Source organism: Sulfurisoma sediminicola (genome assembly GCF_003865015.1).
Taxonomy (GTDB): Bacteria; Pseudomonadota; Gammaproteobacteria; order Burkholderiales; family Rhodocyclaceae; genus Sulfurisoma; species Sulfurisoma sediminicola.
On record NZ_BHVV01000002.1, the window covers coordinates 215634 to 240563 of the forward strand.

Below are 24930 nucleotides of genomic sequence, written 5' to 3' on the forward strand. Positions count from 1 at the left end.
CCCCGCCCGGGCGGGGGTGACTGTCCAGCGCCGCTGCGCGGCGAAACGTGATGCCGGAGTCTCACCGGAGCTGCCTTTGCAGGATGTTCGAGAACTCCTCCATGAAGCTCTCGAAGCGCACGGCGACGCGGTCGACGTCGTGGGCGAAGCGGTTGTAGGCGACTACCGCCGGGATCGCGGCGAAGAGGCCGATGGCGGTCGCCACCAGCGCCTCGGCGATGCCGGGGGCGACGGCGGCGAGCGTGGCCGTGCTCATGCTGGCCAGTCCGCGGAAGGAATGCATGATGCCCCACACCGTGCCGAAGAGGCCGACGTAGGGCGAGACCGAGCCGACCGAGGCGAGGAAGGCGAGGTGGGCCTCGAGGTCGTCGGTCTCGCGCTGGTAGGTCGCGCGCATGGCGCGGCGCACGCCGTCGATCACCGTGCCGGGATCGAGCGTCTTCTGTCCGCGCAGCTTGGTGAATTCGCGGTAGCCGGCTTCGAAGATGCGTTCCAGCGCGCCGGTGTGGTGGCGGTCGTTTACCGCCGATTGATAGAGCGTGTTGAGATCGCCGCCGCTCCAGAAGTCGCGCTCGAAACGCTCGGTGCGGGCGCGCGCTTCGCGGATCGCGAACCATTTGCGGAAGATCCAGTACCACGACATCAGCGAGACGACGGTGAGCAGTCCCATCACGAGCTTGACGACGAGGCTGGCCTCGAGCACCAGCTGGATGATCGAGAGATCCTGAGTGACGTTCATGTGAGTTCTTTGAGTTTTTCGTGAATGTTCTTCGGCATCGCCGCGGCCCGGCCCTTGGCCAGGTCGAGGCAGGCCACGCGCACCGTGGCATCGACCAGCAACTCCCCTTCCCGCTCGATGCGTTGCAGGAAGACCACCTGCGCGCGTCCGAGTTCCCCGATGGTGGTCGCGACTTCGATCAGATCGTCGAGGCGCGCCGGCTTGACGTATTCGACCTGCAGCGAGCGGACGGCGAACGCGATGCCCGCATCGCGTGCCAGCTGCGCCTGCTCGACACCGAGGCTGCGCAGCAGCTCGGTGCGCGCACGTTCGAGGAAGCGCAGGTAGTTCGCATAGTAAACCACCCCGCCGGAATCGGTGTCCTCGTAATAGACGCGGACGGCGAAGCGGCGGGGCCCGGTCACGGCTCTTGCCACAGCTCGCGATTCGGGTCGGCGGGCGATGCCAGTCCGAAGTGGCGCCAGATGCTCGGCGTCGCCACGCGGCCGCGCGGCGTGCGCTGCAGATAGCCCTGCTGGATCAGGTAGGGCTCGAGCACGTCCTCGATGGTGTCGCGCGCCTCGCCGATCGCGGCGGCGAGGTTGTCGACGCCGACCGGGCCGCCGCCGAACTTCTCGAGCATGGCGGAAAGCAGCTTGCGGTCCATGACGTCGAGGCCGAGGTGGTCGACGTCGAGCATGATCAGCGCGGCGTCGGCGATTTCGCGGGTGACGGCGCCATCGTGCTTGACCTCGGCGAAGTCGCGCACGCGGCGCAACAGGCGGTTGGCGATGCGCGGCGTGCCACGCGAGCGCCTGGCGATTTCCGTGGCGCCCTCGTCGGCGATCTCGCAATTGAGCAACTGCGCCGAGCGGCGGATGATGTGGGCGAGTTCGTCCGGTGTGTAGAACTCGAGGCGGGCGACGATGCCGAAGCGGTCGCGCAGCGGGTTGGTGAGCATGCCGGCGCGGGTGGTGGCGCCGACCAGCGTGAAGGGTGGCAGGTCGAGCTTGACCGAGCGGGCCGCCGGCCCCTCGCCGATCATGATGTCGATCTGGAAGTCTTCCAGCGCCGGGTAGAGGATCTCCTCGACCACGGGGCTCAGGCGATGGATTTCGTCGATGAACAGCACGTCGTGCGGTTCGAGATTGGTGAGGATGGCGGCGAGATCGCCGGCGCGTTCCAGCACCGGCCCCGACGTCGAGCGCAGGTTGACGCCCATCTCGTGGGCGACGATGTGGGCCAGCGTGGTCTTGCCCAGCCCGGGCGGCCCGAACAGCAGCACATGGTCGAGTGCTTCCTTGCGCCGCTTGGCCGCCTCGATGAAGATTTCGAGCTGGCCGCGGATTTTTTGCTGGCCGACATATTCCGCCAGCTTGCGGGGCCGCAGCGCACGTTCGAGTGCGTCTTCGCGCGGCGACTCGCTTTCCGCGGTAATGATGCGTTCGACGAACTTGTCGGTTTCGATGGCCATCGCGGCAGTCTACTTCATGCCGACACCGCAGTCTTGCCGCCGGGCCGCCCCGGGGCAAGACGGCACGCTGCCGGAGGCAGCATCCGCGCCGACGTGTGCTTGGCGTTGCCCATGACAATCGTGCGTAGCGCGCAAGCGGGCTCCTCCCCGCGAGGGGAGGCTGGGAGGGGCGGGCAATACTTCATGCCTTGGACAGCAGCTTCAACGCCTGGCGGATGCCGTCCGAGACGCCGGCGTCCGGCGGCAGCTGCTTCATCGCGCCCAGGGCTTCGCGTTCGTTGTAGCCCAGCGCGAGCAGGGCGTTGAGGATGTCGCTGGTCGCGTCGGGCGCCGTGACGCCAGCGCCGACTTTTGCGGCACCCGAGAGCTGGACCTTGGGCAGCCTGTCCTTGAGTTCGAGCAGCAGGCGCTCGGCGGTCTTCTTGCCGATGCCGGGAATCTTCACCAGCCTGCCCGCGTCCTGCATCACCACCGCCTGACTGATCTCTCCGACCGAGAGGCCGGAGAGGATCGCCAGCGCGGTGCGTGCGCCGACGCCGGAGATTTTCAGCAACTGGCGGAACATCGCGCGCTCGTCCTCGGTGAGGAAGCCGAACAGCAGGTGGGCGTCCTCGCGCACGACGAGATGGGTATGCAGGCTCACGCGCTCGCCGGCCGCCGGCAGGTTGTAGAAGGTGCTCATCGGCACGTCGATCTCGTAGCCGATGCCGCCGGCATCGACGGTGATCTGCGGCGGATTCTTTTCGAGCAGGGTGCCGGTGATGCGGCCAATCATGAACAGATCTCCTCGATGCGGCGCACGAGGTTGCCGATCACGACCTCTTGCGGGAATGCCGCGTATTTTCGCGCAAAGGCCTGGGCGTTGCCGGCGAAGAAGGGGTCGAAAACCACCTGTTGCAGTTTCTGCGGCAGGTCGCTCGCGGGCATTTCGGGATCCACGAGCAGACCTGCGCCCATCTGCTCGACCCGGCGGGCCATGAGGAATTGCTCGAGGTGGCCGGGCAGCAGCAGCAAAGGCTTGCCGGCGAGGAGGAAGCGGCTGGTCGTCGACAGGCTGCCATAGGTGATCGCGGCATCGGCCTCCTTGCCGGTGCGGGCGAGATCGAGCGGATTGCGCACGAAAGCCATGTGCGGCGCGGCGAAGCGCGCGAGCAGTGCTTCCGGCGCGCCGGGAAAGAATACGACCGTCGGCTGCCCCAGCGCGTGCAGGGCGGCCAGTGCGGCTTCGTGATGACGGCACCCGGCGCGCAGATAGGCAAACAGGCGCTTGCCCGGTACGGCCGGCCACGGCGCCGGCTCGCCGACACCGGCGTCCGGCAGATTGCCCCAGTAACGTGCCGGGCCGCGCTCGGCATAATGATCGAGTTCGGGAAAGCCGAGCAGCGTGTCCTCGGCGACGTCGAAGAGTTGGGCGATGCCGTCGAGCGGGGGCTTGCCGAATCGTTCCATCACCGCATTGACGCTCGCCAATGCAGGGCGCTCGATGGCCGCGAGCTGTTCCGGCGGCAGCGGAATCCACGGCCGCATGTTGGGCGTGGGGATCTGCCGCGGCGGCACGTAGAAGCCGCTGCCGAAAATCACCGTGGGCACATCCAGCGTGCGCGCGGCCAGCTGGGCGGTCGGTGCGTGGTCGGCCAGAACGACTTGTGCTCCCGTGAGCTTCATCAGCTCGCGCCAGGCGACGGTCAAGCCGAGCAGGTCCGAGGCATCGGCGTAGCCGAAGCGCAACAGGATATCGGCATAGGTCAGCGGCGGCCCTTGCCGCGGTTTTTCGGGACATTGGGGCGCCGGCAGCCAGGCGAAGCCTTCCCTGTCGAGCAGGCGCGCCGCCGAAGTGCTCGAGGCGACGGTCCAGTGGACCGTGTGACCCGTTTCGCGCAGAACGCGGGCGAGTGGCAGGAAGCAGCCGATGTGGCCGAGGTTTTCGCCGAATTCCCAGCCGTAAAAGACCGACAGGCTCACACCAGCCGTCCGTTCTTGACGCGCAGCCCGCGGGTGGAGATCGCACCCAGGCCCTGTCCGCCGTGGGCGTGGGCGATGGCGCAGGCCAGTGCGTCGGCGGCGTCGGCCGACGGCTCGCCCGGTAGTTGCAGCAGCCGGCAGACCATGTGGCTGACCTGCTCCTTGGCCGCCTTGCCGTGACCGACCACGGCCTGCTTGACTTGCAGTGCGGTGTACTCGGCGACCGGCAGACCGGCGCCGACCAGCGCGGCGATCGCCGCGCCGCGCGCCTGGCCGAGCAGCAGCGTCGATTGCGGATTGACGTTGACGAAGACTTTCTCGACCGCGGCCTCGTCGGGCTGGTGCGTGGCGATGACCTCGGCGACGCCCTCGAGCAGCGTCTTGATGCGTTCCGGCAGGCTGTCCTTGTCGCTGCTCTTGACGCAGCCGCTGGCGACGTAGACCAGCTTTTGCCCGACCTTGTCGATGACCCCAAAACCGGTGATCCTGAGGCCGGGATCAATTCCCAGTATGCGAACGCGATCGCTCATCGCCGTGAAAGATACACGCCGCCGACGGCCAGCGCCATGCCGGCGACCATCGGCGCCGTCAGGGTCTCGCCGAAGATGAGCCAGGCCAGCAGGGCGGTGGTCGGCGGCGTCAGGTAGAACAGGCTCGCCACGTTGACGGCCGAGCCGGCGCGAATCAGGAAGTTGAGCAGGGCGATGGCGCCGACCGACAGGGCCAGAACCAGCCAGGCCAGGGCGAAGACGAACTCGCCGGTCCACTCGATGTGAAAGTCCTCGACGGCGGAAGCGACGAGGGCGGTGGCCACCGCCGTGGGCAGGAATTGCACCACGGCGCCGCTGCGCAGGTCGAAGCGGGGACAGAAGCGTTTCTGGTAGAGCGTGCCGGCGGTGATGCCGAGCAGGGCGACCACGGCCGGCCACAGTGCCTGCAGCGGCGAGCCGCCGCCGACCTTGCCCGACACCACCAGCGCGATGCCGGCCAGCCCCAGCACGAGTCCCAGCCACTGGCGCCGCGTCACGGCTTCGCCAAGCAGGAGAGCGGCGCTGAAAGCCGTCAGCAGCGGCTGCATGCCGACCACCAGTGCGGTGATGCCCGCCGGCAGGCCGTGGCGGATGGCGACGAAGACGCCGCCGAGATAGATGCCATGCAGCAGCAGGCCGGCGGTGCCGATGTGCAGCCATTGCCGCGCGTCGCGCGGCCACGGTGCACGCATGGCCAGTGCCAGCGGCAGCAGCAGCGACAGCACCAGCGCGTAGCGGACCGACAGGAAGGAAAGCGGCTCGGCGTGCGGCAGGCCGAGCCGGGCGCCGATGAAGCCCGTGCTCCAGAGCAGCACGAACAGCCAGGGGGCGAAGCGGGCCAGCATCAAAAACCCGGCGCTGGCGGGACGGCGCTACTCGTCCATCACCGCCGTGGTGTAGACGTCCTGCACGTCGTCGAGGCTTTCGAGCACGTCGAGCAGCTTCTGCATCTTCGCGGCGTCCTCGCCGGCGAACTCGGTCTCGCTCTGCGGCTTCATCGTCACCTCGGCGAACTCGGGCTTGAGACCCGCCTTCTCAAGCGCATCCTTGACGGCGAGGAAGTCGTTGGGCGCGGTGATCACCTCGATCGAACCGTCGTCGTCGCTCGTCACGTCCTCGGCGCCGGCCTCGATGGCCGCCTCCATCACCGCGTCCTCGGAGGTGCCGGGAGCGAACAGGATCTGCCCGCAATGCTTGAACATGAAGGCCACCGAGCCGTCGGTACCCATGTTGCCGCCGTACTTGTTGAACGCATGGCGCACCTCGGCCACGGTGCGCACCTTGTTGTCGGTGAGGCAATCGACCATCACGGCCGCGCCGCTGATGCCGTAGCCTTCATAACGGATCTCGACGTAATCGACGCCTTCGAGCTCGCCGGTGCCCTTCTTGATCGCGTTGTCGATCTTGTCCTTGGGCATGTTGACCGCCTTGCCCTTGTCCACGGCCATCCGCAGGCGCGGATTGAAGCCCGGGTCGCCGCCGCCCATCTTGGCGGCGACGGTGATTTCCTTGGCGATCTTGGAGAAGGCGGCGCCGCGCTTCTCGTCCTGGCGGCCCTTGCGATGCTGGATGTTGGCCCACTTGGAATGACCGGCCATAATGGAATCCTTGCGTTGCTAGAATGAAAGCGCGCAATTTTAGCACCCACCACCTACCTGCCCCGACCGCCATGAGCCGACCGCTACCCATCGCCAAGACCGGCGAAACCGAATTGTCCCTGTTGCCGGCGCTGGCCAACCGCCACGGCTTGATCACCGGCGCCACCGGCACTGGCAAGACGGTGACGTTGCAGCGCTTGGCCGAGCAGTTCTCCGCCATCGGCGTGCCGGTGTTCCTCGCCGACGTCAAGGGCGACCTGTCCGGCCTCGGCGCGGCCGGCGTCAAGTCGGACAAGCTGGCCGCGCGTCTCGACAAGCTCGGCGTCAAGGATTGGGCGCCGGCGGCGAACCCCGTGGTGTTCTGGGACGTCTTCGGCGAAAGCGGGCACCCGGTGCGCGCCACCGTCTCCGACATGGGGCCGCTGCTGCTCTCGCGCCTGCTCGGGTTCAACGACACGCAGGAAGGCGTGCTGCAACTGGTGTTCAAGATCGCCGACGACCGCGGCCTGCTGCTGCTCGACCTCAAGGACCTGCGCGCCATGGTGCAGAACGTCGGCGAGAACGCGAAGGAATTCACCACCGAGTACGGCAACGTCTCGGCCGCCTCGATCGGCGCGATTCAGCGGGGATTGCTGACGCTCGACAGCCAGGGCGGCGGGGCTTTCTTCGGCGAGCCCATGCTCGACATCGCCGACCTGATGCAGGCGGACCAGGACAAGGGCGTCATCAACGTCCTCGCCGCCGAGAAGCTGATGAATTCGCCCAAGCTCTACTCGACCTTCCTGCTGTGGCTGCTGGCCGAGCTGTTCGAGCAGCTGCCCGAGGCCGGCGACCTGGAGAAGCCCAAGCTGGTGTTCTTCTTCGACGAGGCCCACCTGCTATTCAGCGAGGCGCCGCCGGCGCTGCTGGAGAAGGTCGAACAGGTGGTGCGGCTGATCCGCTCCAAGGGCGTCGGCGTCTATTTCGTCACCCAGAACCCGCTCGACGTGCCCGACAAGGTGCTGGGCCAGCTCGGCAATCGCGTGCAGCACGCGCTGCGGGCTTTCACGCCGCGGGACCAGAAGGCGGTGAAGTCCGCGGCCGAGACGCTGCGCGCCAATCCGCAGTTCGATGCCGAGACCGCCATCACCGAACTCGGCGTCGGCGAGGCGCTGGTGTCCTTCCTCGACGAGAAGGGCAGCCCGACGGTGGTCGAGCGCGGCTTCGTGCTGGCGCCCTTTTCGCGCATCGGGCCGCTGACGGCGGAAGAACGCGCGGCGGCGATCAAGGGCTCGGTGATCTACGGCCACTACGAACAGGCGGTGGACCGCGAGTCGGCCTACGAGAAGCTCAAGGGGGGCGTGCCGGCCGCCACGGAAAAACTCGGTGCTGGCGGTACGGCACCCGTCGCCGCGCCGGCCCCGGACTCGGGCGGCGGCATGCTCGGCGGACTCGGCGATATGCTGGGCGGCATGTTCGGCGGCGGCGCGAGCCGCCGCCAGGGAGTCGGCGAGGCCATGGTCAAGTCCGCGGTGCGCACCATCGGCTCCCAGGTCGGCCGCGAAATCGTCCGCGGCGTGCTCGGCTCCATCCTCGGCGGCAGGCGGCGCTGAACCAGTGCCACGCGGCGAAGCCGCAATCTGCCCCGTGCCGCGATGACCGCGCCCCGTGACAGTCGAGCGGCTCTGCACTTCCTTCGGTCGGCTTTGCACTTCCTTCGGTCGGCTTTGCACTTCCTTCGGTCGGCTTTGCACTTCCTTCGGTCGCAGCGAGCCGAAAGCCGCCCGCTCCGGGCGGAGGGGGCTGGGGGCTGGCGGGCGTTGAGGTGGCTGGCGTGACTGCGGGCCTCTGGCTCGCAGTCCTCGCTGCTTTCGGCTTCTCGCTGAAGGCGATCTTCGTCAAGCTCGCCTACGCTGCGGCGCCGGTCGAGGCCGTAACCCTGCTGGCCCTGCGCATGGCCTTCGCCCTGCCGGTCTTCCTCTGGGTCGGGTTGCATTCCTCGCGCGGTGCGGTGCCGCTGGAACGACGCGACTGGGCGCTCGTCGTCGCCCTCGGCCTGCTCGGCTATTACGGCGCCAGCATTTTCGACTTCCTCGGCCTGCGGTACATCAGCGCCGGCCTCGAGCGGCTGATCCTGTTCACCTACCCGACGCTGGTCATCCTCATCGGCGTACTGTTCCTCGGCCAGCACATCGGCCGGCGCGAATGGGCGGCGCTGGCGCTTTGCTATGTCGGCATCGCCGCCGCCTTCGCCCACGATCTCGGCATGAGTCGCGACACGGCGGCGGTCTGGGTCGGCGGCGGCTTCGTCTTCGCCTCCTCACTTTCCTACGCGCTCTACCTTTCGGGCAGCGCACGCATGATCGTTCGTCTCGGCACCGCCCGTTTCACCGCGCTGGCGATGCTGGTGTCCACCGCCGCTACACTGGTTCATTTCTTCGCCACCCAGCCGCTCGCCGCCCTGGTGCAGCCGCTGCCCATCTACGGCTACGGCCTGGCCATGGCCATCCTGTCCACGGTGATCCCGGTATTCGCCCAGTCCGCCGCGATCCGCCGCATCGGCAGCGGCCGCGCCGCGCTGATCGGCATGGTCGGGCCGCTGCTCACCATCGTGCTCGGCTGGTGGCTGCTCGGCGAAGCGATCTCCGCCTGGCAGATGGCCGGCGCGGCGCTGGTCATCGCCGGCATCGCGCTGGTCGGGCGGCGCAGCGCGGCCTGAGGCGACTGCTCAGCGAAAAATCAACCGCATGCCTTGCTGGGCCGGCGCCCTGCGCCTGGCGGTGATTTCGAGCACCGGCGTACGTTTCTGGGCGCCGCCCTGCGCTGCCAGCCGCGCGCGCAGGGCGTTGATGCGCTGGTCGATGACATTCAGCGACATGCCGCGCGCCTCGAGGAGGCGGCGGATGCGCAGCAGTTCCTCGACGCTGTCCGGTTCCCACTGCGAATGCGGCACCGGCGCGTTCTTCGCCTGGGCCGCCGCCGCCGCGAGTTCGTCGGCGCTGCCGATGAGCTTGGCGATCGCGGTGCGGTTGTACTTCACCGCCCAGTCGAGCGCCGTGTCGCCGCGTTCGTTGCGGACCTTGCGGTCGGCCCCGCGCTTGATCAGGTAGCTGGCCATTTCCTCGTGGCCTTCATGGATGGCCATCATCAGCGGCGTCGAGCCATTGGGACTGCGGGCATTGAGGTCGGCGCCGCGCTCGAGCAGCAACTGGCTCGCCTCGCCGTGACCGGCGAAGGCCGCGTAGTGCAGCGCCGACCACTCGGCACCCTCGCGGTTGGCCTTCGCGCCGCGCGCCAACAGCCACTTGACCGCCTCGGTCTGGCCGCGCCAGGCTGCGTGGAGCAGCGCCGTCTCGCCGAAAGCGTTGGCGCGGTGGATGTCGGCGCCGCGCTCGACGAAAAGCTCCATCAGTGCGATGTTGCCGGTCCAGGCGGCGATCATCAGCCCGGTGCCGATGCGGTCGGCGACGAAGTTGGGATCGAGGCCGGCATCGAGCCAGGCGCGCACCTGCGCCACGTCGCCGAGTTCCATGACCGCACCGAAGCGCACGGGGTCGGGCAGATTGGTCGAGATCGTCGCCGCGGACGCCGACGCCGATACGACGGCGAGGATCAGCAGCAAGGTGCGAAGCAATTTCATGTAATCATCGCGGTCAACGCCTGACCGCCCGGAATCCTGTTGTGCCGCTGCATATCGCCCTTGTCCTGTCCTTCTTCCTGCACTTGGCGGCCTACGCCCTGGCCGACTGGGCCGGCTTGCTTGCGCCGCAGCCGTCGGTGCAGCGCATGTCGCTCGAGGCGACGCTGATTCTGCCCGACATTCCGTCCGAACCGCCAGCCGAACCGCCGGCCGACCCGATGCCGCCCGAACCGCCGCTCGCCACGCCAACGCCCGAGCGGCCACCGCCGGCACCCGCACCGGTGGCCGCTCTGTCGCAGCCACAGGCGGAACTCAAGCCTGCGAACAAATCTGCACCCCCCGAGTTCTATCCGTACGAGGCCGTGCGCCGCGGCCTCGAGGGCGAGGCGCTGGTCGCCGTGACCTTGGACGGGCGCGGCCGGGTGGTCGGCGCGCAGCTCGAACGCGGCAGCGGCCACGCCATCCTCGACCAGGCGGCGGTGCGGGCCGCGCTTTCGCTCAAGTCCGTGCCCGGCGGCAGCGGCGAAACCATGCTGCCGGTTTCCTTCCGGCTCAAATGAGCTTCAGGCGCCGGGCGATTTCCAACGTCAGCACCGATTGGTTGAGCGTGTAGAAGTGCAGGCCGGGCGCGCCGCGCTCGAGCAGGCGCTGGCACAGGCCGGTGACCACATCGAGGCCGAAGGCGCGGATCGAATCGGCATCGTCGCCGTAGCTCTCGAACTTGCGCCGCATCCAGCGCGGGATCTCGGCGCCGCAACTGTCGGAGAAGCGGGCCAGCTTGGAAAAGCTGCCGATGGGCATGATGCCCGGAATTATCGGGATGGTCACGCCCAGCGCCCGCGCCTCGCCGACGAAGTGCTCGTAGGCGTCGGCGTTGTAGAAGTACTGGGTGATGGCCGAGTCGGCACCGGCATCGACCTTGCGCTTGAAGTTCAGCAGGTCCTCGCGCGGGCTGCGGGCCTGCGGGTGCCATTCCGGATAGGCCGCCACCTCGATGTGGAAGTGGTCGCCGGTCTCCTTGCGGATGAATTCGACCAGTTCGTTGGCGTAGCGAAGCTCGCCGACATCCGCCATGCCCGAGGGCAGGTCGCCGCGCAGGGCGACGATGCGGCGGATGCCGGCGGCCTTGAATTCGCCGAGCAACGCGCGGATCGAGTCGCGCGTCGAGCCGATGCAGGACAGGTGCGGCGCGGCGGCGTGGCCTTCGCGCTGGATGTCGAGCACGACCTCGAGGGTGCGGTCGCGGGTGGAGCCGCCGGCGCCGTAGGTGACGGAGAAGAAGCCGGGCTTGAGTACGGCGAGCTTGGCCCGCACCGCACGCAGCTTGTCGACCCCCTCGGCGGTTTGCGGGGGGAAGAATTCGCAGGAGAGTTCAGTTTTCATGTTTTGCATGGATAAAGAATTCGCGGTTGCCGTCGGTCCCGGTGATCGGGCTGTCGAACCAGTTTTTGACCGTCAGGTGACATTCACCGCAGCAGGAGCGCAGCTTTGCTTCCACCTCGGCATAGAACGCGGCATCGCGCACGATGCCGCCCTTGCCGACACCTGCCGGGCCGACCTCGAACTGCGGCTTGACCAACAGCAGCAGGTCGCCGTTCGGGACGAGGAAGGCGGGAAGCTGCGGCAGCACCAGCGTCAGTGAAATGAAGGATACATCGGCGACGATGAGATCGTAGCGGCGTCCCGCCAGCGCCGACTTTTTCAGTTCGCGGGCGTTGATGCCCTCGAACTGCTCGACCCGCGGGTCGACGGCAAGCCGGGGATGCAATTGGCCATGGCCGACGTCGACGCCGGTGACCCGCGCCGCGCCATTGGCCAGCAGGCAGTCGGTGAAGCCGCCGGTGCTCTGGCCGACGTCGAGACAGCGGCGGCCTTCGACCGCGATGCCCGCATGGGTCAGCGCGCCGGCAAGCTTGATGCCGCCGCGCGAAACGTAGCGGTCGGACGCGTCCTCCTCGATGTGCAGTTCGACGCCTTCCGGCAGTTCCTGCGCCGGCTTCTGCACGGGCATGCCGCCGGCGAAAACGCGACCGGCCTCGATCAGGCGCTGCGCCGCCGTGCGGGAAGGCGCGAGGCCGCGTGCGACCAGCAGCATGTCAGCCCTGGGAGGACCGGCGTGCGGCGGCCGCACCGGAGCGTGGGGCTTCGGTGCGGGACGCGCGCTGCGGCGGTGGAAGGACTTCAATAGCGGTAGTTGTCGGACTTGTACGGACCGGTCTTGGGCACGCCGATGTAGGCGGCCTGTTGATCGGTCAGCTCGGACAGCTGCGAGTTGAGTTTGCGCAGTTGCAGCCGCGCCACCTTCTCGTCGAGATGCTTGGGCAGCACGTAGACGCCCACCGGGTAGTCGGCGTTGCGCGTGAACAGCTCGATCTGGGCGATGGTCTGGTTGGCGAAGGACGACGACATGACGTAGCTCGGATGGCCGGTGCCGCAGCCGAGGTTCACCAGGCGGCCCTTGGCAAGAAGAATGATGCGCTTGCCATCGGGGAAGATGACGTGATCGACCTGCGGCTTGATCTCTTCCCACTGGTACTTCTCGATCGAGGCGACGTCGATCTCGTTGTCGAAGTGGCCGATGTTGCAGACGATGGCCTGGTCCTTCATCTTCGCCATGTGGTCGTGGTTGATGACGTGGAAGTTGCCGGTGGCTGTGACGAAGATGTCGGCTTTGTCGGCGGCGTATTCCATGGTCACCACGCGGTAGCCTTCCATCGCCGCCTGCAGCGCGCAGATCGGGTCGATCTCGGTGACCCAGACCTGGGCCGACAGCGCGCGCATGGCCTGGGCCGAGCCCTTGCCGACGTCGCCGTAGCCGGCGATCAGCGCGATCTTGCCGGCGATCATCACGTCGGTGGCGCGCTTGATGCCGTCCACCAGCGATTCGCGGCAGCCGTAGAGGTTGTCGAACTTGGACTTGGTGACCGAGTCGTTGACGTTGATCGCGGGGATCTTGAGGTCGCCGCGCTCATGCATCTGGTAGAGGCGATGCACGCCGGTGGTGGTCTCTTCCGTAACGCCCTTGATCTTGGCCAGGCGTGTGGAATACCAGGTCTTGTCGGTGGCAAGCTTGGCCTTGATGGCGGCGAAGAGGATGGTCTCTTCCTCGCTGCCGGGTTTGGCCAGTACGGAGATGTCCTTCTCTGCCTTGGTGCCCAGGTGCAGCAGCAGCGTGGCGTCGCCGCCGTCGTCGAGGATCATGTTGCTGTAGCCGCCGTCCGGCCATTCGAAGATGCGGTGGGTGTAGTCCCAGTAATCGACCAGCGACTCGCCCTTGACGGCGAAGACGGCGATGCCGTCCTTGGCTATGGCGGCAGCGGCGTGGTCCTGGGTCGAGAAGATGTTGCACGACGCCCAGCGCACTTCGGCGCCGAGCGCGGTGAGCGTCTCGATCAGCACGGCGGTCTGGATGGTCATGTGCAGACTGCCCGTGACGCGCGCGCCCTTCAGCGGCTGCGCCTTGGCGTATTCCTCGCGGATCGCCATGAGGCCGGGCATTTCGGTCTCGGCGATGCGAATTTCCTTGCGGCCCCAGTCGGCGAGACCGAGGTCGGCGATAACGTAATCTTGATTGGCCACAGCGGAACTCCTTTGCTTGCGGCCGGGACGGAGGCGGGGGAGGGCCAGAGTGGCCGGACTCACCCGCGCTCCCGTGCCGGCACGGGTTGGTCAGGTGAGCGCCGTTCTAGCTGATCCGAGCCTGGGGGCAGCAATTGCACCTCGCAGCGCTCCTCGGATGAGCGACGCATTATACGCGCCCACGCCATGCGTCAAACCCCCGCCCTCACGGAGGAGGCTCCAGTCGCCATTCGCCCTCGCAGCGACGGCAGCGCACGCGCAGATGGGGCAGGTCTTCGAGGAGCGGGTTGGCGGCTACTGCCGTTCCCGACTGCGGTGCGCTGCAGACCACCGCCAGCCGGCCGTAGGTGCCGCAATGCGGGCAGGTGGCAAGTTGCGCCGCCAGCTCGGTGGATTCGAGGACATGGTGATAACGCAGCCAGGCGAGAATGCCGCCGGCGGCGCTGGCGAGCGCCCCGGCAAGCAGCAGCAAGCGGGGCTGGACACCGCCGGCGTCGTTGTGCAGTTCGAACAGGGCGAAGGCGAGGATCAGCGCGAGAAAGCCCGTCACCAACCAGGCATGCGCCTCGACGAGCTGGTGTTCGTACCACTTGCGAAAACCGAGCTTGCGCACACCCTCGACAATGTCCAACGGTCCTCCTGGCACACGACAACGTCGGCGGCTGGTTCGCACGCGGACATGGCGGCTGTCGCCGGACCGCCTGCGTCCCTTAGCCGTCTGCGGTCGGGACGATATCGCCGCGGGCCAGCAGGCGTTCGAACTCCACGGGAGGTTCGGGCCGTGCGAGCCAGAAGCCCTGCATGTCGGGGCAACCGAGGCCGCGCAGGAAGCCGGCCTGGTCCGCCGTTTCCACGCCCTCCGCGATCACGTCGAGCTTGAGGCTGTGTGCCATGCTGACGATGGCGCGGATGATGGCCTCGTCGTCGCTGGTGCCCGGAACGTCCCGCACGAACGACCGGTCGATCTTGAGCCGGTGGATCGGGAGGCGCTTGAGGTAGGCCAGCGAGGAATAGCCGGTACCGAAGTCGTCGATCTCGATGGCGACACCCAGCTTGCAGAGGTCCTCGAGGACGGCCACTGCCGTATCCATGTCTTCCATCACCGCCGTTTCGGTGATTTCCAGCACGAGCAGGTGCGGATCAAGGCCGCTCGCCGCCAGTGCTCCAAGCACGCTATCGCGGAGGGTGCCTTCCCGCAATTGCCGGGCCGAAATATTGACGGCCACGGGCAGTTGTAGATGGCCGGCATCCTCCCAAGCCTTGGCCTGGCGGCAGGCGGCGTGCAGTACCCAGTCGCCGATGCGGTTGATGAGCCCCCGCTCCTCGGCCACCGGAATGAACTTGTCGGGTCCTATGAGCCCCAATTTGGGGTGCTGCCAGCGCACCAATGCCTCGGCGCCGGTGATGCGGCTGTTGGCGACATCCACCTGGGCCTGGTAATGGAGCACGAATTCCTGATGCTCGAGAGCCTTGCGCAGGGCCGCCTCGGTCGCCAGCGTTTCGAAGGCCTTGGCGTTGAGTTCGGCCGTGAAGAACTGGTAGTTGTTGCGGCCCCTGTTCTTGGCGTGGTACATGGCCAGATCGGCGCTTCGTGCCAGGGCATCCGCGTTGGCGCCATCGCCCGGCCAGACGGCGATGCCTATGGACACGGTGATCGAGAACTGGCGCTCGCCGAGTTCGAGCGGTTGGGACACCGCGGCGATGATCTTTTCCGCGACGCGGGCGCAGGCTTTGGGCTCCGTCAGATTGTTGAGCAGGATCAGGAACTCGTCACCGCCGATGCGCGCGATCTGGTCGGATTCGCGGACGCACTGCTCCAGACGCTGCGCTATCTGGACCAGCAAGGCATCGCCAACGGAATGTCCCAGAGTGTCGTTGACCGTCTTGAAGTCGTCGAGGTCGAGGAAAAGCAGCCCTACCGAGCGGTTGACCTGGGCCGCATTGGCGATCGCTATGTCCAGATGCTCGCCGAAGCGATGGCGGTTGGTCAGGCCGGTCAGGGCATCATGATGGGCGAGATGCTCGATGTGGGCTTCTGCGCGCTTGCGTTCGCTGATGTCCTCGACGAAACAGAGGACGTTGATGAGTTCCCCGTCCAGCTTGATCGGCTGGAAATGACAGCGGAAATGATCTCCCGCCTCGCCGGTAACCGGCGTTCGGTCCGTCTCGATGGTGGTGGTAGCGCCCTCGATGGCATTCCGCAATGACGCTACCAGGTCCGGGTTGCCGTCCCGCAGCATGTCGACACCCAGAACCCGCTCCCGCTCTGCACCCGTGTAGCGCAGGAGTTTTTCGTTGCAGTCGGTGATCCGGCCGCTCTTGTCGAGGGTCATTACGCCGAGGGGAGCCTGGACGAACAGTTGGCGCAGCTTGGCTTCGCTGCCACGGAGCGATGCTGTCATCCTGCGTGCGACGTCGATCGCCTGAATCCGCGTCCTCGACAGCGACCACACGACGGCAAACAGCAGCAGGCTGACCAGGACGCCGGCGGCCAGGAAGCGGACCGGTTGCCGGCTGGCGACCTTGCTCTCGAAACCGGGAAGACTGGCGTAATCGACGGTCCAGACGCGGCCACCGACATTGAGGTACCGCTCCTGGTGGAAGCGTGCGGCGGCGAAGTCGGATGCCTGGTGGCTCTCATGGAATAGCGGGGAGCGGGCATTCGGACCATCATGAAGCCGCACCGCGATCTCCTTGGGCTTTTCGCCGAGCAGACCGAACAGCAGCGTGTCAACGCGAATTCCGACCGAAAGGAAACCGGTCAAGTTGTTGCGCCGCGCGGAGAGTTCGTGCGGTACCGAGCCGTCGCGGTAGACGGCCTGGACCATCAGGAAGCCGGGGCGGCGGCCGTTGACGTCGCCTGAAGCGAGCGCAATGTTTCCGCTTATCCGGTTTTCGCCGCTATCGCGGGCCAACTCCAGGACCCGGCGATGCTCGGCAGGTCGCCACCCTTCCGGAGCGTGACTGAGGGGCAATACTGCCGTTTGCGCCGCGATGCGCTTGCCCTCGCTCAGGGACGCCAGTTGGTCGACAGCGAAGCCGGCCTGTTGCGGCTCGACCTCGCGGGCGGGAATCCTCATATAGGCGATCCAGGCGACCCCCGGGTAGTCCTCCGCAACCCGCATGGTCTCCTTCAGGCGGGTCAAATCAGGCGTACGGTCGGTCGCGCTGACGTAAGCCTGCATGCTTTTTACGGCACGCACATAGCCGTCCAGCCGCCCGTTCATCGCACGGTGAAACTCGTCAACCGTGAGTTCGAAGCGATCTTCCGACTGGGATTGCAAGTCGGCGACCATACTGTTCCATCCGAGCAGATTCAGGCTCAGGCTTAGTGCGAGAACCAGCCACGCCACCCACCGGTAAGAGGCAAAACCGCGCGGCGCGATCTCAACTCTTTCGGACGGATCGCCGAAATTCTCCTTGGAATTCATGTACTAAATATAGCGCCCTTGGTATCCCCAAGCGGGATTCGGCCACGCATTTTTTGTTCCGGGTGTGGCAACCGTCACAGTTGACGCTATATCAAAGGCCATATTCGCCCCAATCCGTCGGTGGGCTTGCCCGGCTCAACCCGTCGCCGCAGCGACGGGCACGCCGTCGGCGATGTCACCGAGCCGGGCGGGGAGTCAGGAGGTTCTTTACAGCCCGGCGTCGTTGCGGAGCAACGCCGCCTTGTCCGTGTTTTGGTTTCGGCCGGCGCTTCGCGCCTTAACCTCCGCTTGCGCGGAGGTTAGCCTTCACCGAAATACGGATAAAGTCGCTGCGCGGCCGGCCTTACAGGCCGGCGTCGTTGCGCAGCAACGCCGCTTTATCGGTATTTTCCCAAGTGAATTCCGGCTCGTCGCGGCCGAAATGGCCGTAGGCGGCGGTCTTCTGGTAGATCGGGCGCAGCAGGTCGAGCATGTTGACGATGCCCTTGGGACGCAGGTCGAAGTGCTTCTTCACCAGTTCGGCGATGGTCTCGTCGGAGACCTTCCCGGTGCCATAGGTGGTGACCCAGACCGAGGTCGGCTGTGCCACGCCGATGGCGTAGGAAACCTGGATCAGGCAGCGCGAGGCCAGCCCCGCGGCGACGATGTTCTTGGCGACGTAGCGGCCGGCGTAGGCGGCGGAGCGGTCGACCTTGGACGGGTCCTTGCCCGAGAACGCGCCGCCACCGTGGGGCGCTGCGCCGCCGTAGGTATCGACGATGATCTTGCGGCCGGTCAGTCCGCAGTCGCCCTGCGGGCCGCCGACGACGAAGCGGCCGGTGGGATTGACCAGGTACTTGATCTCGCCCTTGACCAGTTCCTTCGGCAGGATGGGCTTGATGATTTCCTCGATGGTCGCTTCGCGGATGTCTTCCAGGGACATTTCCGGCGCATGCTGGGTCGAGATCACCACGGTGTCGATCGCGGCCGGCTTGCCGTTCTCGTAGCGCACGGTGACCTGCGACTTGGCGTCGGGGCGCAGCCAGGGCAGGCGGCCATCCTTGCGCAGCATGGCTTGGCGCTCCATCAGGCGATGCGCGAGATAGATCGGCAGCGGCATCAGGCTCGGCGTTTCGTCGCAGGCGTAGCCGAACATCAGGCCCTGGTCGCCGGCGCCCTGGCCGAGGTCGTCGTCGTAGGCCTTGTTCACGCCCTGGGCGATGTCAGGGCTCTGCTTGTCGTAGGCGACCAGCACGGCGCAGCCCTTGTAGTCGATGCCGTACTCGGTGTTGTCGTAGCCGATGCGCTTGATGGTGTCGCGCGCCACGCCGATGTAGTCGACGTTGGCACTGGTGGTGATCTCGCCGGCCAGCACCACGAGGCCGGTGTTGCACAGCGTCTCGGCGGCCACGCGCGAGTGCTTGTCCTGCGCCAGGATGGCGTCGAGGATGGCGTCAGAGATCTGGTCGGCGACCTTGTCCGGATGGCCTTCGGAAACGGATTCGGAAGTGAAGAGGTATTCGTTTGACATCTGCCTGCTCCTTTGCTGCTTGGTATTTCCCCATGTTGTCCGGCGTGACCGGCTCGGGGTGGAGCAGGCGACGCTTTAGCAGTATTTGAGACCGTTAGACCGGCCTGCCGCCCTGCAAGTTGTCCTGATTAACTCGGCGGAAGCGATAATATTAGCCTTTCGTTAATCGCCGGTCAAACCGCCCCTGCATGGGCTTCCTGTTTCGCTTCCTGTCGTTCCTGCCCCTGCCCCTGCTACACAATCTCGGTGCAGCGGCCGGCTGGCTGATCTGGCTGCTTTCGCCCACCTATCGCCGCCACCTGCGCGAGAACACCGCGTTGGCCGGCCTGGCCGAGGTTCGTGGCGCGGCGATCGCCGAGGCCGGCAAGTCGATCTTCGAGCTGCCGAAACTCTGGTTGCGGCCGCACGACGAGGTCGTGGCCCGTGTCGTCAAGGTCAGCGGCTGGGAACTGGTCGTGGAGGCGTGGCAGGAGGGCAGGGGCATCCTGTTCCTGACGCCGCACCTCGGCTGCTTCGAGATCACCGCACAGTACTACGCCAGTTTCCGGCCGATGACCGTGCTCTACCGCCGGCCCAAGCAGGACTGGCTGATTCCGATCATCGAGCAGGGCCGTGGCGCCAATCTCGAACTCGCGCCGGCCGACATGTCCGGGGTGAAGAAACTGCTCAAGGCCCTCAAGTATGGTGCGGCCGCCGGCATGCTGCCGGATCAGGCGCCGGGCGCCGGCGAGGGAGTCTGGGCGCCGTTCTTCGGCCGTCCGGCCTACACCATGACCCTGGCGCCGCGCCTGGCCGCGACCGGGGCGACGGTATTGCTGGCCTACGCCGAGCGGCTCCACTACGGTGCCGGCTACCACCTCAAGCTGCGCCGCCCCACGGAGGCGCTGACCGATGCGGCCGCGGTCAATCGTGCCATCGAAGGCCTGATCCGCGAATGTCCCGAGCAGTACCTGTGGGGCTACAACAGATACAAGGCGCCCGCTGGCAGCGGAGGGGGACCCGGCGCAGCCGGGGGCGAAGCGTCGGTCAGCGGGATGCGGCCGCTGGACTCCGAAGCCGCGGGCGCTGCATCCGCTTCCACGGTCGCACCTTCCCCGTCGGGGAAGGCACTGCTCCGCGTTCCAGCGGCGCCCGCTGGCAGCGGTGGGGAACCAGACGCCGCATGACCCGGATTGCCCTTGCCTTGGTCTGGCTGCTGCACTGGCTGCCGCTGCCGCTGCTCGCGGCGGTCGGCCGCGGTTTCGGCCGCCTGCTGTTCGCGCTCGGCCGCGAGCGCCGGCGAGTCACCCTGACCAATCTTCGTTTGTGCTTTCCGCAGATGACCGAGGCGGAGCGGTTGGCGCTGACCAGGCGCCACTTCGAGGCCTTTGGCCGCAGCGTCCTCGAGCGGGGCATCCTGTGGTGGTCGGGCAAGGAGCGCATCCAGCGGCTGGTGCGCATCGAAGGCATCGAGCACTGGCGCGCCGTGGCCGATCGGCCGGTGATCTGGCTGGCGCCGCATTTCGTCGGCCTCGACATGGGCGGCGTGCGCCTGACCACCGAATTCCCCCTGGTCTCCATGTACAGCCGGCAGAAGAACCCGCTGGTCGATGCGCTGCTGCTGCATTCGCGCACCCGTTTCGGCAATTCGCCGATGGCGTCGCGCCAGGACGGCCTCAAGCCGGTGGTGCGCGAGATGCGCAAGGGACGGCCCTTCTACTATCTGCCGGACATGGACTTCGGCGCGCGCGACGCGGTATTCGTGCCCTTCTTCGGCGTGCCGACGGCCACCGTCACGGCCATGTCGCGCCTGGCCAATATCACCGGCGCCGCCGTGGTGCCTTGCGTCACCCGGCAGCTTCCCGGCGGTGCCGGCTACGTCGCGACCTTCCATCCGGCGTGGCAGGACTTCCCGAGCGGCGACGTCGAGGCCGATACCCGGCGCATGAACGCCTTCATCGAGTCCGAGATAGTGAAAATGCCCGAGCAGTACTACTGGCTGCACAAGCGCTTCAAGACGCGACCACCCGGGGAAAAGGGGGTCTATTGAGGTGCCTATTCCGTTTTCGGGCCCCGCCGTCTCCGCTACCATTGCCTGATGTTCACCAATCCCTCCCATGATGAAATCCGCGCGCTGCTGAAAAGCGTAAGGACCATCGCCGTTGTCGGGCTCTCCGACAACCCGGCGCGCCCCAGCTACCGCGTGGCCCAGGCCATGATGGGCCTCGGCTACCGCATCATCCCCGTGCGTCCGGCGCAGACCGAGGTTCTCGGCGAGAAGGCCTATGCGCAACTGACCGATCTTCCGGAGGCGCCGGATCTCGTCGACGTCTTCCGCAACCCCGACGCCGTCGATGGCATCGTCGACCAGTGCATCGCCATCGGTGCCAAGCGGCTGTGGCTGCAGGAAGGCGTGGTCAACGAGCCCGCCGCCCTGCGCGCCCGCGCCGCCGACATCACCGTGATCATGGATCGCTGCGTCTGGAAGGACGCGCATTCCCTGCTATGAAAATCCGCTTCACCAAGATGCACGGCCTTGGCAACGATTTCGTCGTGCTCGACGCCATCCACCAGTCCTTCGTGCCGACGCCGGCACAGGCCCGCTTCCTCGCCGACCGCCATTTCGGCGTCGGCTGCGACCAGATCCTGATCGTCGAGGAGCCCTCGCAGGCAGGCACCGACTTCCGCTACCGCATATTCAATGCAGACGGTGGCGAGGTTGAGCAGTGCGGCAACGGCGCGCGCTGCTTCGTGCGCTTCGTCCATGACCACGGCCTCACCGACAAGCCCGAGATCCGCGTCGAGACGAGGTCAGGGATCATCTCGCCGCGGCTCGAAGCGAGCGGCGAAGTGACGGTCGACATGGGCGAGCCGCGTTTCGCAGCGGCCGATATCCCCTTCGATAGCGATTCCGATGCGGTGATCCAGCCGCTGCAAGTCGACGACGCGATTTTCGACATCAGCGTGGTGTCGATGGGCAACCCGCACGCGGTGCAGGTGGTCGACGATGTCGGCACGGCGCCGGTAGGGAGGTATGGCCCGCTGATCGAGAACCACCGGCGTTTCCCGCGCCGCGTCAATGCCGGGTTCATGCAGATCGTCGATCGCCACGCCATCCGGCTGCGCGTCCATGAGCGTGGCGCCGGCGAGACGCTGGCCTGCGGCACGGGCGCCTGCGCCGCCGCGGTCGCCGGCATCCGCCGCGGCCTGCTCGATTCGCCGGTGCGCGTCGCTACCCGTGGCGGCGAGCTGACCATCGCCTGGGCCGGATACGGCCAGCCGGTGCTGATGACCGGTCCCGCCGTCAGAGTCTTCGAGGGCGAGATCGACTTGCCCAGCCAACTTGAACCTTGAACGAAAGCCGCCATGGACGCCAACGAAGTCGCCGAATATCTGAAAGACCACCCCGAGTTCTTCGAGCAATACGCCGACCTGCTGTCGCAGATCGACATTCCGAGCCCCCATGGCAACAGCGCCATTTCGATCACCGAGCGGCAGATGGCGACGCTGCGCGACAAGGCCAAGCAGCTCGAAGCCAAGATGGCAGAACTGATACGCTTCGGCGAGGAGAACGACGCCATCGGCGACAAGGTGCACGAGCTCTGTGTCGCCCTGACGGTCGCTGCCGACCTGCCCGCGGTGCTGCGCGCGATCTACGCCCATCTGGGCGGCGCGTTCGCGGTGCCTCACGTCGTGGTGCGGCTGTGGGCCGCCAACGATGGCGGGGGCGCCAGCGCCGAATTCGCGCCGACGGCGGAAAGCATCCGCACCACCGTCGCGGCCCTCAAGCATCCCTACTGCGGCCCCGCGGCCGGCCAGGAAACCGCCGACTGGTTCGGCGAACGCGGCGGGCATGTGCGCTCAGTGGCGCAGGTGCCGCTGCGACGCGGCGACGAGACCTTCGGCGTTCTCGTCCTCGCCAGCGAGGAAGCGCACCGCTTTTATCCGGAGATGGGCACGCTCTATCTCGATCGCATCGGCGACATGGCCGCCGCCGCGCTGGGGCGCGTGCTGAGCTGATGGATGCGGTGCGGCTGGGCGTCGAGGATTTCCTCGCCGACCTCGCGCACCAGCGCGTTGCCAGCCCGCACACCGTCGCCGCCTACCGGCGTGATCTGGCGGCACTCGCCGGAGTCGCCGGCGACCGGCCCCTGGCTGGCCTCGATCATGCCCTGTTGCGCAGGGCGCTGATGCAACTGCACGGCAAGGGGCTCGCCGCGCGTTCGCTGGCACGGACGCTGTCGGCCTGGCGCGCCTATTACCGCTGGCTGGCGCGGCGCGGCGCCATCGCCGCCGACCCCAGTGACGGCCTGCGCGCGCCGAAGCAGCCTCGTACGCTGCCCAAGGCGCTCGCGGTGGACCAGGTGACGGCTCTGCTCGACGCTTCGCCGGACGATGAACTCGAGACCCGCGACAAGGCGATGTTCGAGCTCTTCTATTCCTCGGGCCTGCGTCTGTCGGAGCTGGCCACGCTCGATGTCGACGGCATCGACTTCGCTTCCGGCACGGTCACCGTCACCGGCAAGCGCAGCAAGACCCGTACGGTACCGGTCGGCACCAAGGCCACTGCGGCCTTGCGCGAATGGCTGAAAGAGCGCGGCAGCACCGCCTTGGCCGAGGAGCTCGCGTTGTTCGTCAGCCGTCGCGGCACCCGCCTGGCCGTGCGATCCATCGAGCGCCGGCTCGGACGCTGGGCGACGAAGCAGGGTCTCGGCCTGCACGTCCATCCGCACATGCTGCGCCACTCCTTCGCTTCCCATCTGCTGCAATCCTCCGGCGACCTGCGCGCCGTGCAGGAAATGCTCGGCCACAGCAATATCGCGACGACGCAGATTTACACCCACCTGGATTTTCAGCATCTGGCCAAGGTCTACGACGCCGCCCATCCGAGGGCCAGGAAGAAGTAGGGCTAGCGCTGCCTGACGCGGTGGTGGAACACCCAGGCATAAACGGTGGCATTGGTCGCCAGCACGCCGATGCCCAGAAGCATCTGGATCTCCGCGGTCAGCCCGGCCGGATAGAGGACGGGCAAGAGGTAGCGGGAGACGAAGTCGCCGCTATAGGCGCCACCGCCGCTCGTCTGGCGCAACGCGTTCTCCAGCGGCGTTAGCGGACAGATCCAGCCGAAGAACTCGACCGCCGCACCCCACGCGGCGGCGGGCAGGTGCAGCCAGGCGGCTCGCGGCCAGCGCAACGCCAGCAGGCCCCCGCTCACCACGAAGATGACGAAGCCGAGATGCAGCAGCACGACCAGGTCGGCGAGCAGCAGGAGCACGGATATGTCCTTGCGAAAGTGAACCGGCGTTCCGATGTTACATTCGGGTCATGAGCGCACAACTGATTTTGCAGGCCGGCAAGGAGAAATCCCTGTTGCGGCACCACCCGTGGATCTTCGCCGGATCGGTGGCCGGCTTCGAGGGTCGCGCGCGTCCGGGCGACACAGTGGACGTGGTCGCGGGCGGGGGCAGGTACGCCGGACAGGTGCTGGCCAAGGCGGCATGGAGCCCGGCCTCGCAGATACGTGCGCGGGTGTGGAGCTTCGATCCGACGGAGACGGTCGATCACGCCTTCTTCAAGCGGCGCATCGCGGCAGCCGTTGCGCGCCGCGCGGCGCTGCCCGAACTGGCCGGGCAGGACGGCGTGCGTCTGATCCACGCCGAATCCGATGGTCTGCCGGGCCTGATCGCCGACCGCTATGGCGATACCGTGGTGATTCAGCTCACCAGCGCCGGGACCGACAAGTGGCGTACCGCCATCGCCGATGGATTGCATAAGGCCACCGGCTGCGCGCGCATCTACGACCGTTCGGACTCGGAAGTCCGGGCGCGCGAGGGGCTGGAACCGCAGAGCGGCTGGCTGCTCGGTGAGGGCGACAGCCGCATCGTCATCGACGAGCACGGCGTCAGGATTGCCGTCGATGTCGCCACCGGCCACAAGACCGGCTTCTACCTCGATCAGCGCGAAAACCGACTGATGCTGCGCGGCCTCTCCGCCGGCCGGCGCGTGCTGAACTGCTACTGCTACACCGGCGGGTTCAGCCTGCAAGCCCTGGCCGGCGGGGCCCGCGAGGTGATCTCGGTCGACAGTTCGGCGCCGGCGCTGACGCTGGCCGCGGAAAACCTGGCGCTGAACCCCGGGCTCGACGCAGTGCGTGCCGAATGGCTGGACGCCAATGTGGCCGAGGAGTTGCGCCGCCGCCGCGATGCCAATGAAACATTCGACCTCATCGTGCTCGATCCGCCCAAGTTCGCGCCCTCGGCCGCCCATGTCGAGCGCGCCAGCCGTGCCTATAAGGACATCAACCTCAATGCCTTCAAGCTGCTGGCGCCGGGCGGGCTGCTGATGACCTATTCCTGCTCCGGCGGCATCGGGGCCGAGTTGTTCCAGCAGATCGTCGCCGGCGCGGCGCTCGATGCCCGCCGCGATGCGGCCATCGTCAAGCGCTTGCAGGGCGCCGCCGACCATCCCGTGGCGCTGACCTTTCCCGAGGGCGAATACCTCAAGGGTTTGCTGGTCCAAGTGGCCTGATA

The 24930-nt window shown here is 67.1% G+C and carries 26 protein-coding genes and 1 riboswitch; of the genes, 10 read left to right on the plus strand and 16 right to left on the minus strand.

The features are described 5' to 3' along the window. Positions 1-61: 61 nt before the first annotated feature. The 8 genes from tolQ to EJE94_RS05130 form a co-directional block, all read right to left on the minus strand. Entirely contained in the window at positions 62-739 is a 678-nt protein-coding gene (gene tolQ, locus EJE94_RS05095; protein WP_121240370.1) for a protein TolQ, read from the minus strand. Further along, positions 736-1143: a tol-pal system-associated acyl-CoA thioesterase gene (gene ybgC, locus EJE94_RS05100; protein ID WP_243642529.1), complete on the minus strand. Its 408-nt coding sequence runs from the start codon at positions 1141-1143 to the stop codon at positions 736-738. Before ybgC ends, tolQ begins: the two co-directional genes overlap by 4 nt. Then, on the minus strand, positions 1140-2192 hold the full coding sequence (gene ruvB / locus EJE94_RS05105; protein WP_121240372.1) for a Holliday junction branch migration DNA helicase RuvB: 1053 nt from the start codon (positions 2190-2192) through the stop codon (positions 1140-1142). Before ruvB ends, ybgC begins: the two co-directional genes overlap by 4 nt. A 181-nt stretch (positions 2193-2373) precedes the next feature. After that, positions 2374-2967, minus strand: coding sequence for a Holliday junction branch migration protein RuvA (gene ruvA / locus EJE94_RS05110; protein WP_121240373.1), 594 nt, complete (start codon positions 2965-2967; stop codon positions 2374-2376). After that, positions 2964-4154 (minus strand): glycosyltransferase, encoded by a 1191-nt coding sequence (locus tag EJE94_RS05115; RefSeq protein WP_121240374.1) that lies wholly within the window; start codon positions 4152-4154, stop codon positions 2964-2966. Before EJE94_RS05115 ends, ruvA begins: the two co-directional genes overlap by 4 nt. Further along, positions 4151-4684: a crossover junction endodeoxyribonuclease RuvC gene (ruvC, locus tag EJE94_RS05120; RefSeq protein ID WP_121240375.1), complete on the minus strand. Its 534-nt coding sequence runs from the start codon at positions 4682-4684 to the stop codon at positions 4151-4153. The genes EJE94_RS05115 and ruvC overlap by 4 nt, the downstream gene beginning before the upstream one ends. Then, complete coding sequence (locus EJE94_RS05125; RefSeq protein WP_121240376.1) at positions 4681-5529, minus strand: DMT family transporter; 849 nt, start codon at positions 5527-5529, stop codon at positions 4681-4683. The genes ruvC and EJE94_RS05125 overlap by 4 nt, the downstream gene beginning before the upstream one ends. A gap of 27 nt (positions 5530-5556) precedes the next feature. After that, the gene (locus EJE94_RS05130) at positions 5557-6282 is read right to left on the minus strand and encodes a YebC/PmpR family DNA-binding transcriptional regulator (protein ID WP_121240377.1); all 726 of its coding nucleotides are present in this window, start codon (positions 6280-6282) and stop codon (positions 5557-5559) included. A gap of 71 nt (positions 6283-6353) precedes the next feature. On the opposite strand from EJE94_RS05130, the gene EJE94_RS05135 reads away from it, so the two are divergent. After that, positions 6354-7874, plus strand: a complete 1521-nt coding sequence (locus EJE94_RS05135) for a helicase HerA-like domain-containing protein (RefSeq protein ID WP_121240378.1) — start codon at positions 6354-6356, stop codon at positions 7872-7874. Between the two features lie 221 nt (positions 7875-8095). Then, on the plus strand, positions 8096-8980 hold the full coding sequence (locus EJE94_RS05140; protein ID WP_243642530.1) for a DMT family transporter: 885 nt from the start codon (positions 8096-8098) through the stop codon (positions 8978-8980). Positions 8981-8989: 9 nt separating this feature from the next. Here EJE94_RS05140 and EJE94_RS05145 read toward each other — a convergent pair whose 3' ends face one another. After that, positions 8990-9901 (minus strand): ankyrin repeat domain-containing protein, encoded by a 912-nt coding sequence (locus EJE94_RS05145; RefSeq protein ID WP_121240380.1) that lies wholly within the window; start codon positions 9899-9901, stop codon positions 8990-8992. A gap of 41 nt (positions 9902-9942) precedes the next feature. Between EJE94_RS05145 and EJE94_RS05150 the strand changes: the two genes are divergently transcribed. Further along, entirely contained in the window at positions 9943-10461 is a 519-nt protein-coding gene (locus EJE94_RS05150; RefSeq protein ID WP_121240381.1) for an energy transducer TonB, read from the plus strand. Here EJE94_RS05150 and metF read toward each other — a convergent pair. From metF to metK, 6 genes are all read right to left on the minus strand, one after another. Beyond that, the gene (metF, locus tag EJE94_RS05155; RefSeq protein WP_121240382.1) at positions 10454-11284 is read right to left on the minus strand and encodes a methylenetetrahydrofolate reductase [NAD(P)H]; all 831 of its coding nucleotides are present in this window, start codon (positions 11282-11284) and stop codon (positions 10454-10456) included. The genes EJE94_RS05150 and metF overlap by 8 nt on opposite strands. Then, positions 11274-11996, minus strand: a complete 723-nt coding sequence (locus EJE94_RS05160) for a TlyA family RNA methyltransferase (protein WP_121240383.1) — start codon at positions 11994-11996, stop codon at positions 11274-11276. The genes metF and EJE94_RS05160 overlap by 11 nt, the downstream gene beginning before the upstream one ends. A gap of 86 nt (positions 11997-12082) precedes the next feature. After that, positions 12083-13480, minus strand: a complete 1398-nt coding sequence (gene ahcY / locus EJE94_RS05165; RefSeq protein WP_207855744.1) for an adenosylhomocysteinase — start codon at positions 13478-13480, stop codon at positions 12083-12085. 89 nt (positions 13481-13569) lie between these two features. Continuing rightward, a riboswitch (S-adenosyl-L-homocysteine riboswitch) is annotated at positions 13570-13641 on the minus strand. A gap of 44 nt (positions 13642-13685) precedes the next feature. Further along, the gene (locus EJE94_RS05170; protein ID WP_121240384.1) at positions 13686-14111 is read right to left on the minus strand and encodes a hypothetical protein; all 426 of its coding nucleotides are present in this window, start codon (positions 14109-14111) and stop codon (positions 13686-13688) included. Between the two features lie 79 nt (positions 14112-14190). Further along, entirely contained in the window at positions 14191-16911 is a 2721-nt protein-coding gene (locus tag EJE94_RS05175) for a bifunctional diguanylate cyclase/phosphodiesterase (protein ID WP_121240385.1), read from the minus strand. Between the two features lie 343 nt (positions 16912-17254). Beyond that, a complete protein-coding gene (gene metK, locus EJE94_RS05180) occupies positions 17255-18421 on the minus strand; it encodes a methionine adenosyltransferase (protein WP_121240386.1) in 1167 nt (388 codons plus the stop codon). Between the two features lie 188 nt (positions 18422-18609). Here metK and EJE94_RS05185 point away from each other — a divergent pair, with 188 nt between their 5' ends. The 6 genes from EJE94_RS05185 to xerC are packed head-to-tail and all read left to right on the plus strand — an operon-like array spanning position 18610 to position 23307. Next, the gene (locus EJE94_RS05185; RefSeq protein WP_121240387.1) at positions 18610-19587 is read left to right on the plus strand and encodes a lysophospholipid acyltransferase family protein; all 978 of its coding nucleotides are present in this window, start codon (positions 18610-18612) and stop codon (positions 19585-19587) included. After that, positions 19584-20450, plus strand: a complete 867-nt coding sequence (locus EJE94_RS05190; protein ID WP_121240388.1) for a lysophospholipid acyltransferase family protein — start codon at positions 19584-19586, stop codon at positions 20448-20450. The genes EJE94_RS05185 and EJE94_RS05190 overlap by 4 nt, the downstream gene beginning before the upstream one ends. 48 nt (positions 20451-20498) lie before the next feature. Beyond that, positions 20499-20909: a CoA-binding protein gene (locus EJE94_RS05195; protein ID WP_121240389.1), complete on the plus strand. Its 411-nt coding sequence runs from the start codon at positions 20499-20501 to the stop codon at positions 20907-20909. Continuing rightward, positions 20906-21754: a diaminopimelate epimerase gene (gene dapF, locus EJE94_RS05200; RefSeq protein ID WP_121240390.1), complete on the plus strand. Its 849-nt coding sequence runs from the start codon at positions 20906-20908 to the stop codon at positions 21752-21754. Before EJE94_RS05195 ends, dapF begins: the two co-directional genes overlap by 4 nt. A gap of 12 nt (positions 21755-21766) precedes the next feature. Then, positions 21767-22420, plus strand: a complete 654-nt coding sequence (locus EJE94_RS05205; protein WP_121240391.1) for a DUF484 family protein — start codon at positions 21767-21769, stop codon at positions 22418-22420. Further along, entirely contained in the window at positions 22420-23307 is an 888-nt protein-coding gene (gene xerC, locus EJE94_RS05210) for a tyrosine recombinase XerC (protein WP_121240392.1), read from the plus strand. The genes EJE94_RS05205 and xerC overlap by 1 nt, the downstream gene beginning before the upstream one ends. Positions 23308-23309: 2 nt before the next feature. Here xerC and EJE94_RS05215 read toward each other — a convergent pair whose 3' ends face one another. Next, positions 23310-23675, minus strand: a complete 366-nt coding sequence (locus EJE94_RS05215) for a DUF2784 domain-containing protein (protein WP_121240393.1) — start codon at positions 23673-23675, stop codon at positions 23310-23312. Between the two features lie 50 nt (positions 23676-23725). Between EJE94_RS05215 and EJE94_RS05220 the strand changes: the two genes are divergently transcribed. Beyond that, entirely contained in the window at positions 23726-24928 is a 1203-nt protein-coding gene (locus tag EJE94_RS05220; protein ID WP_121240394.1) for a class I SAM-dependent rRNA methyltransferase, read from the plus strand. Positions 24929-24930 lie beyond the last annotated feature (2 nt).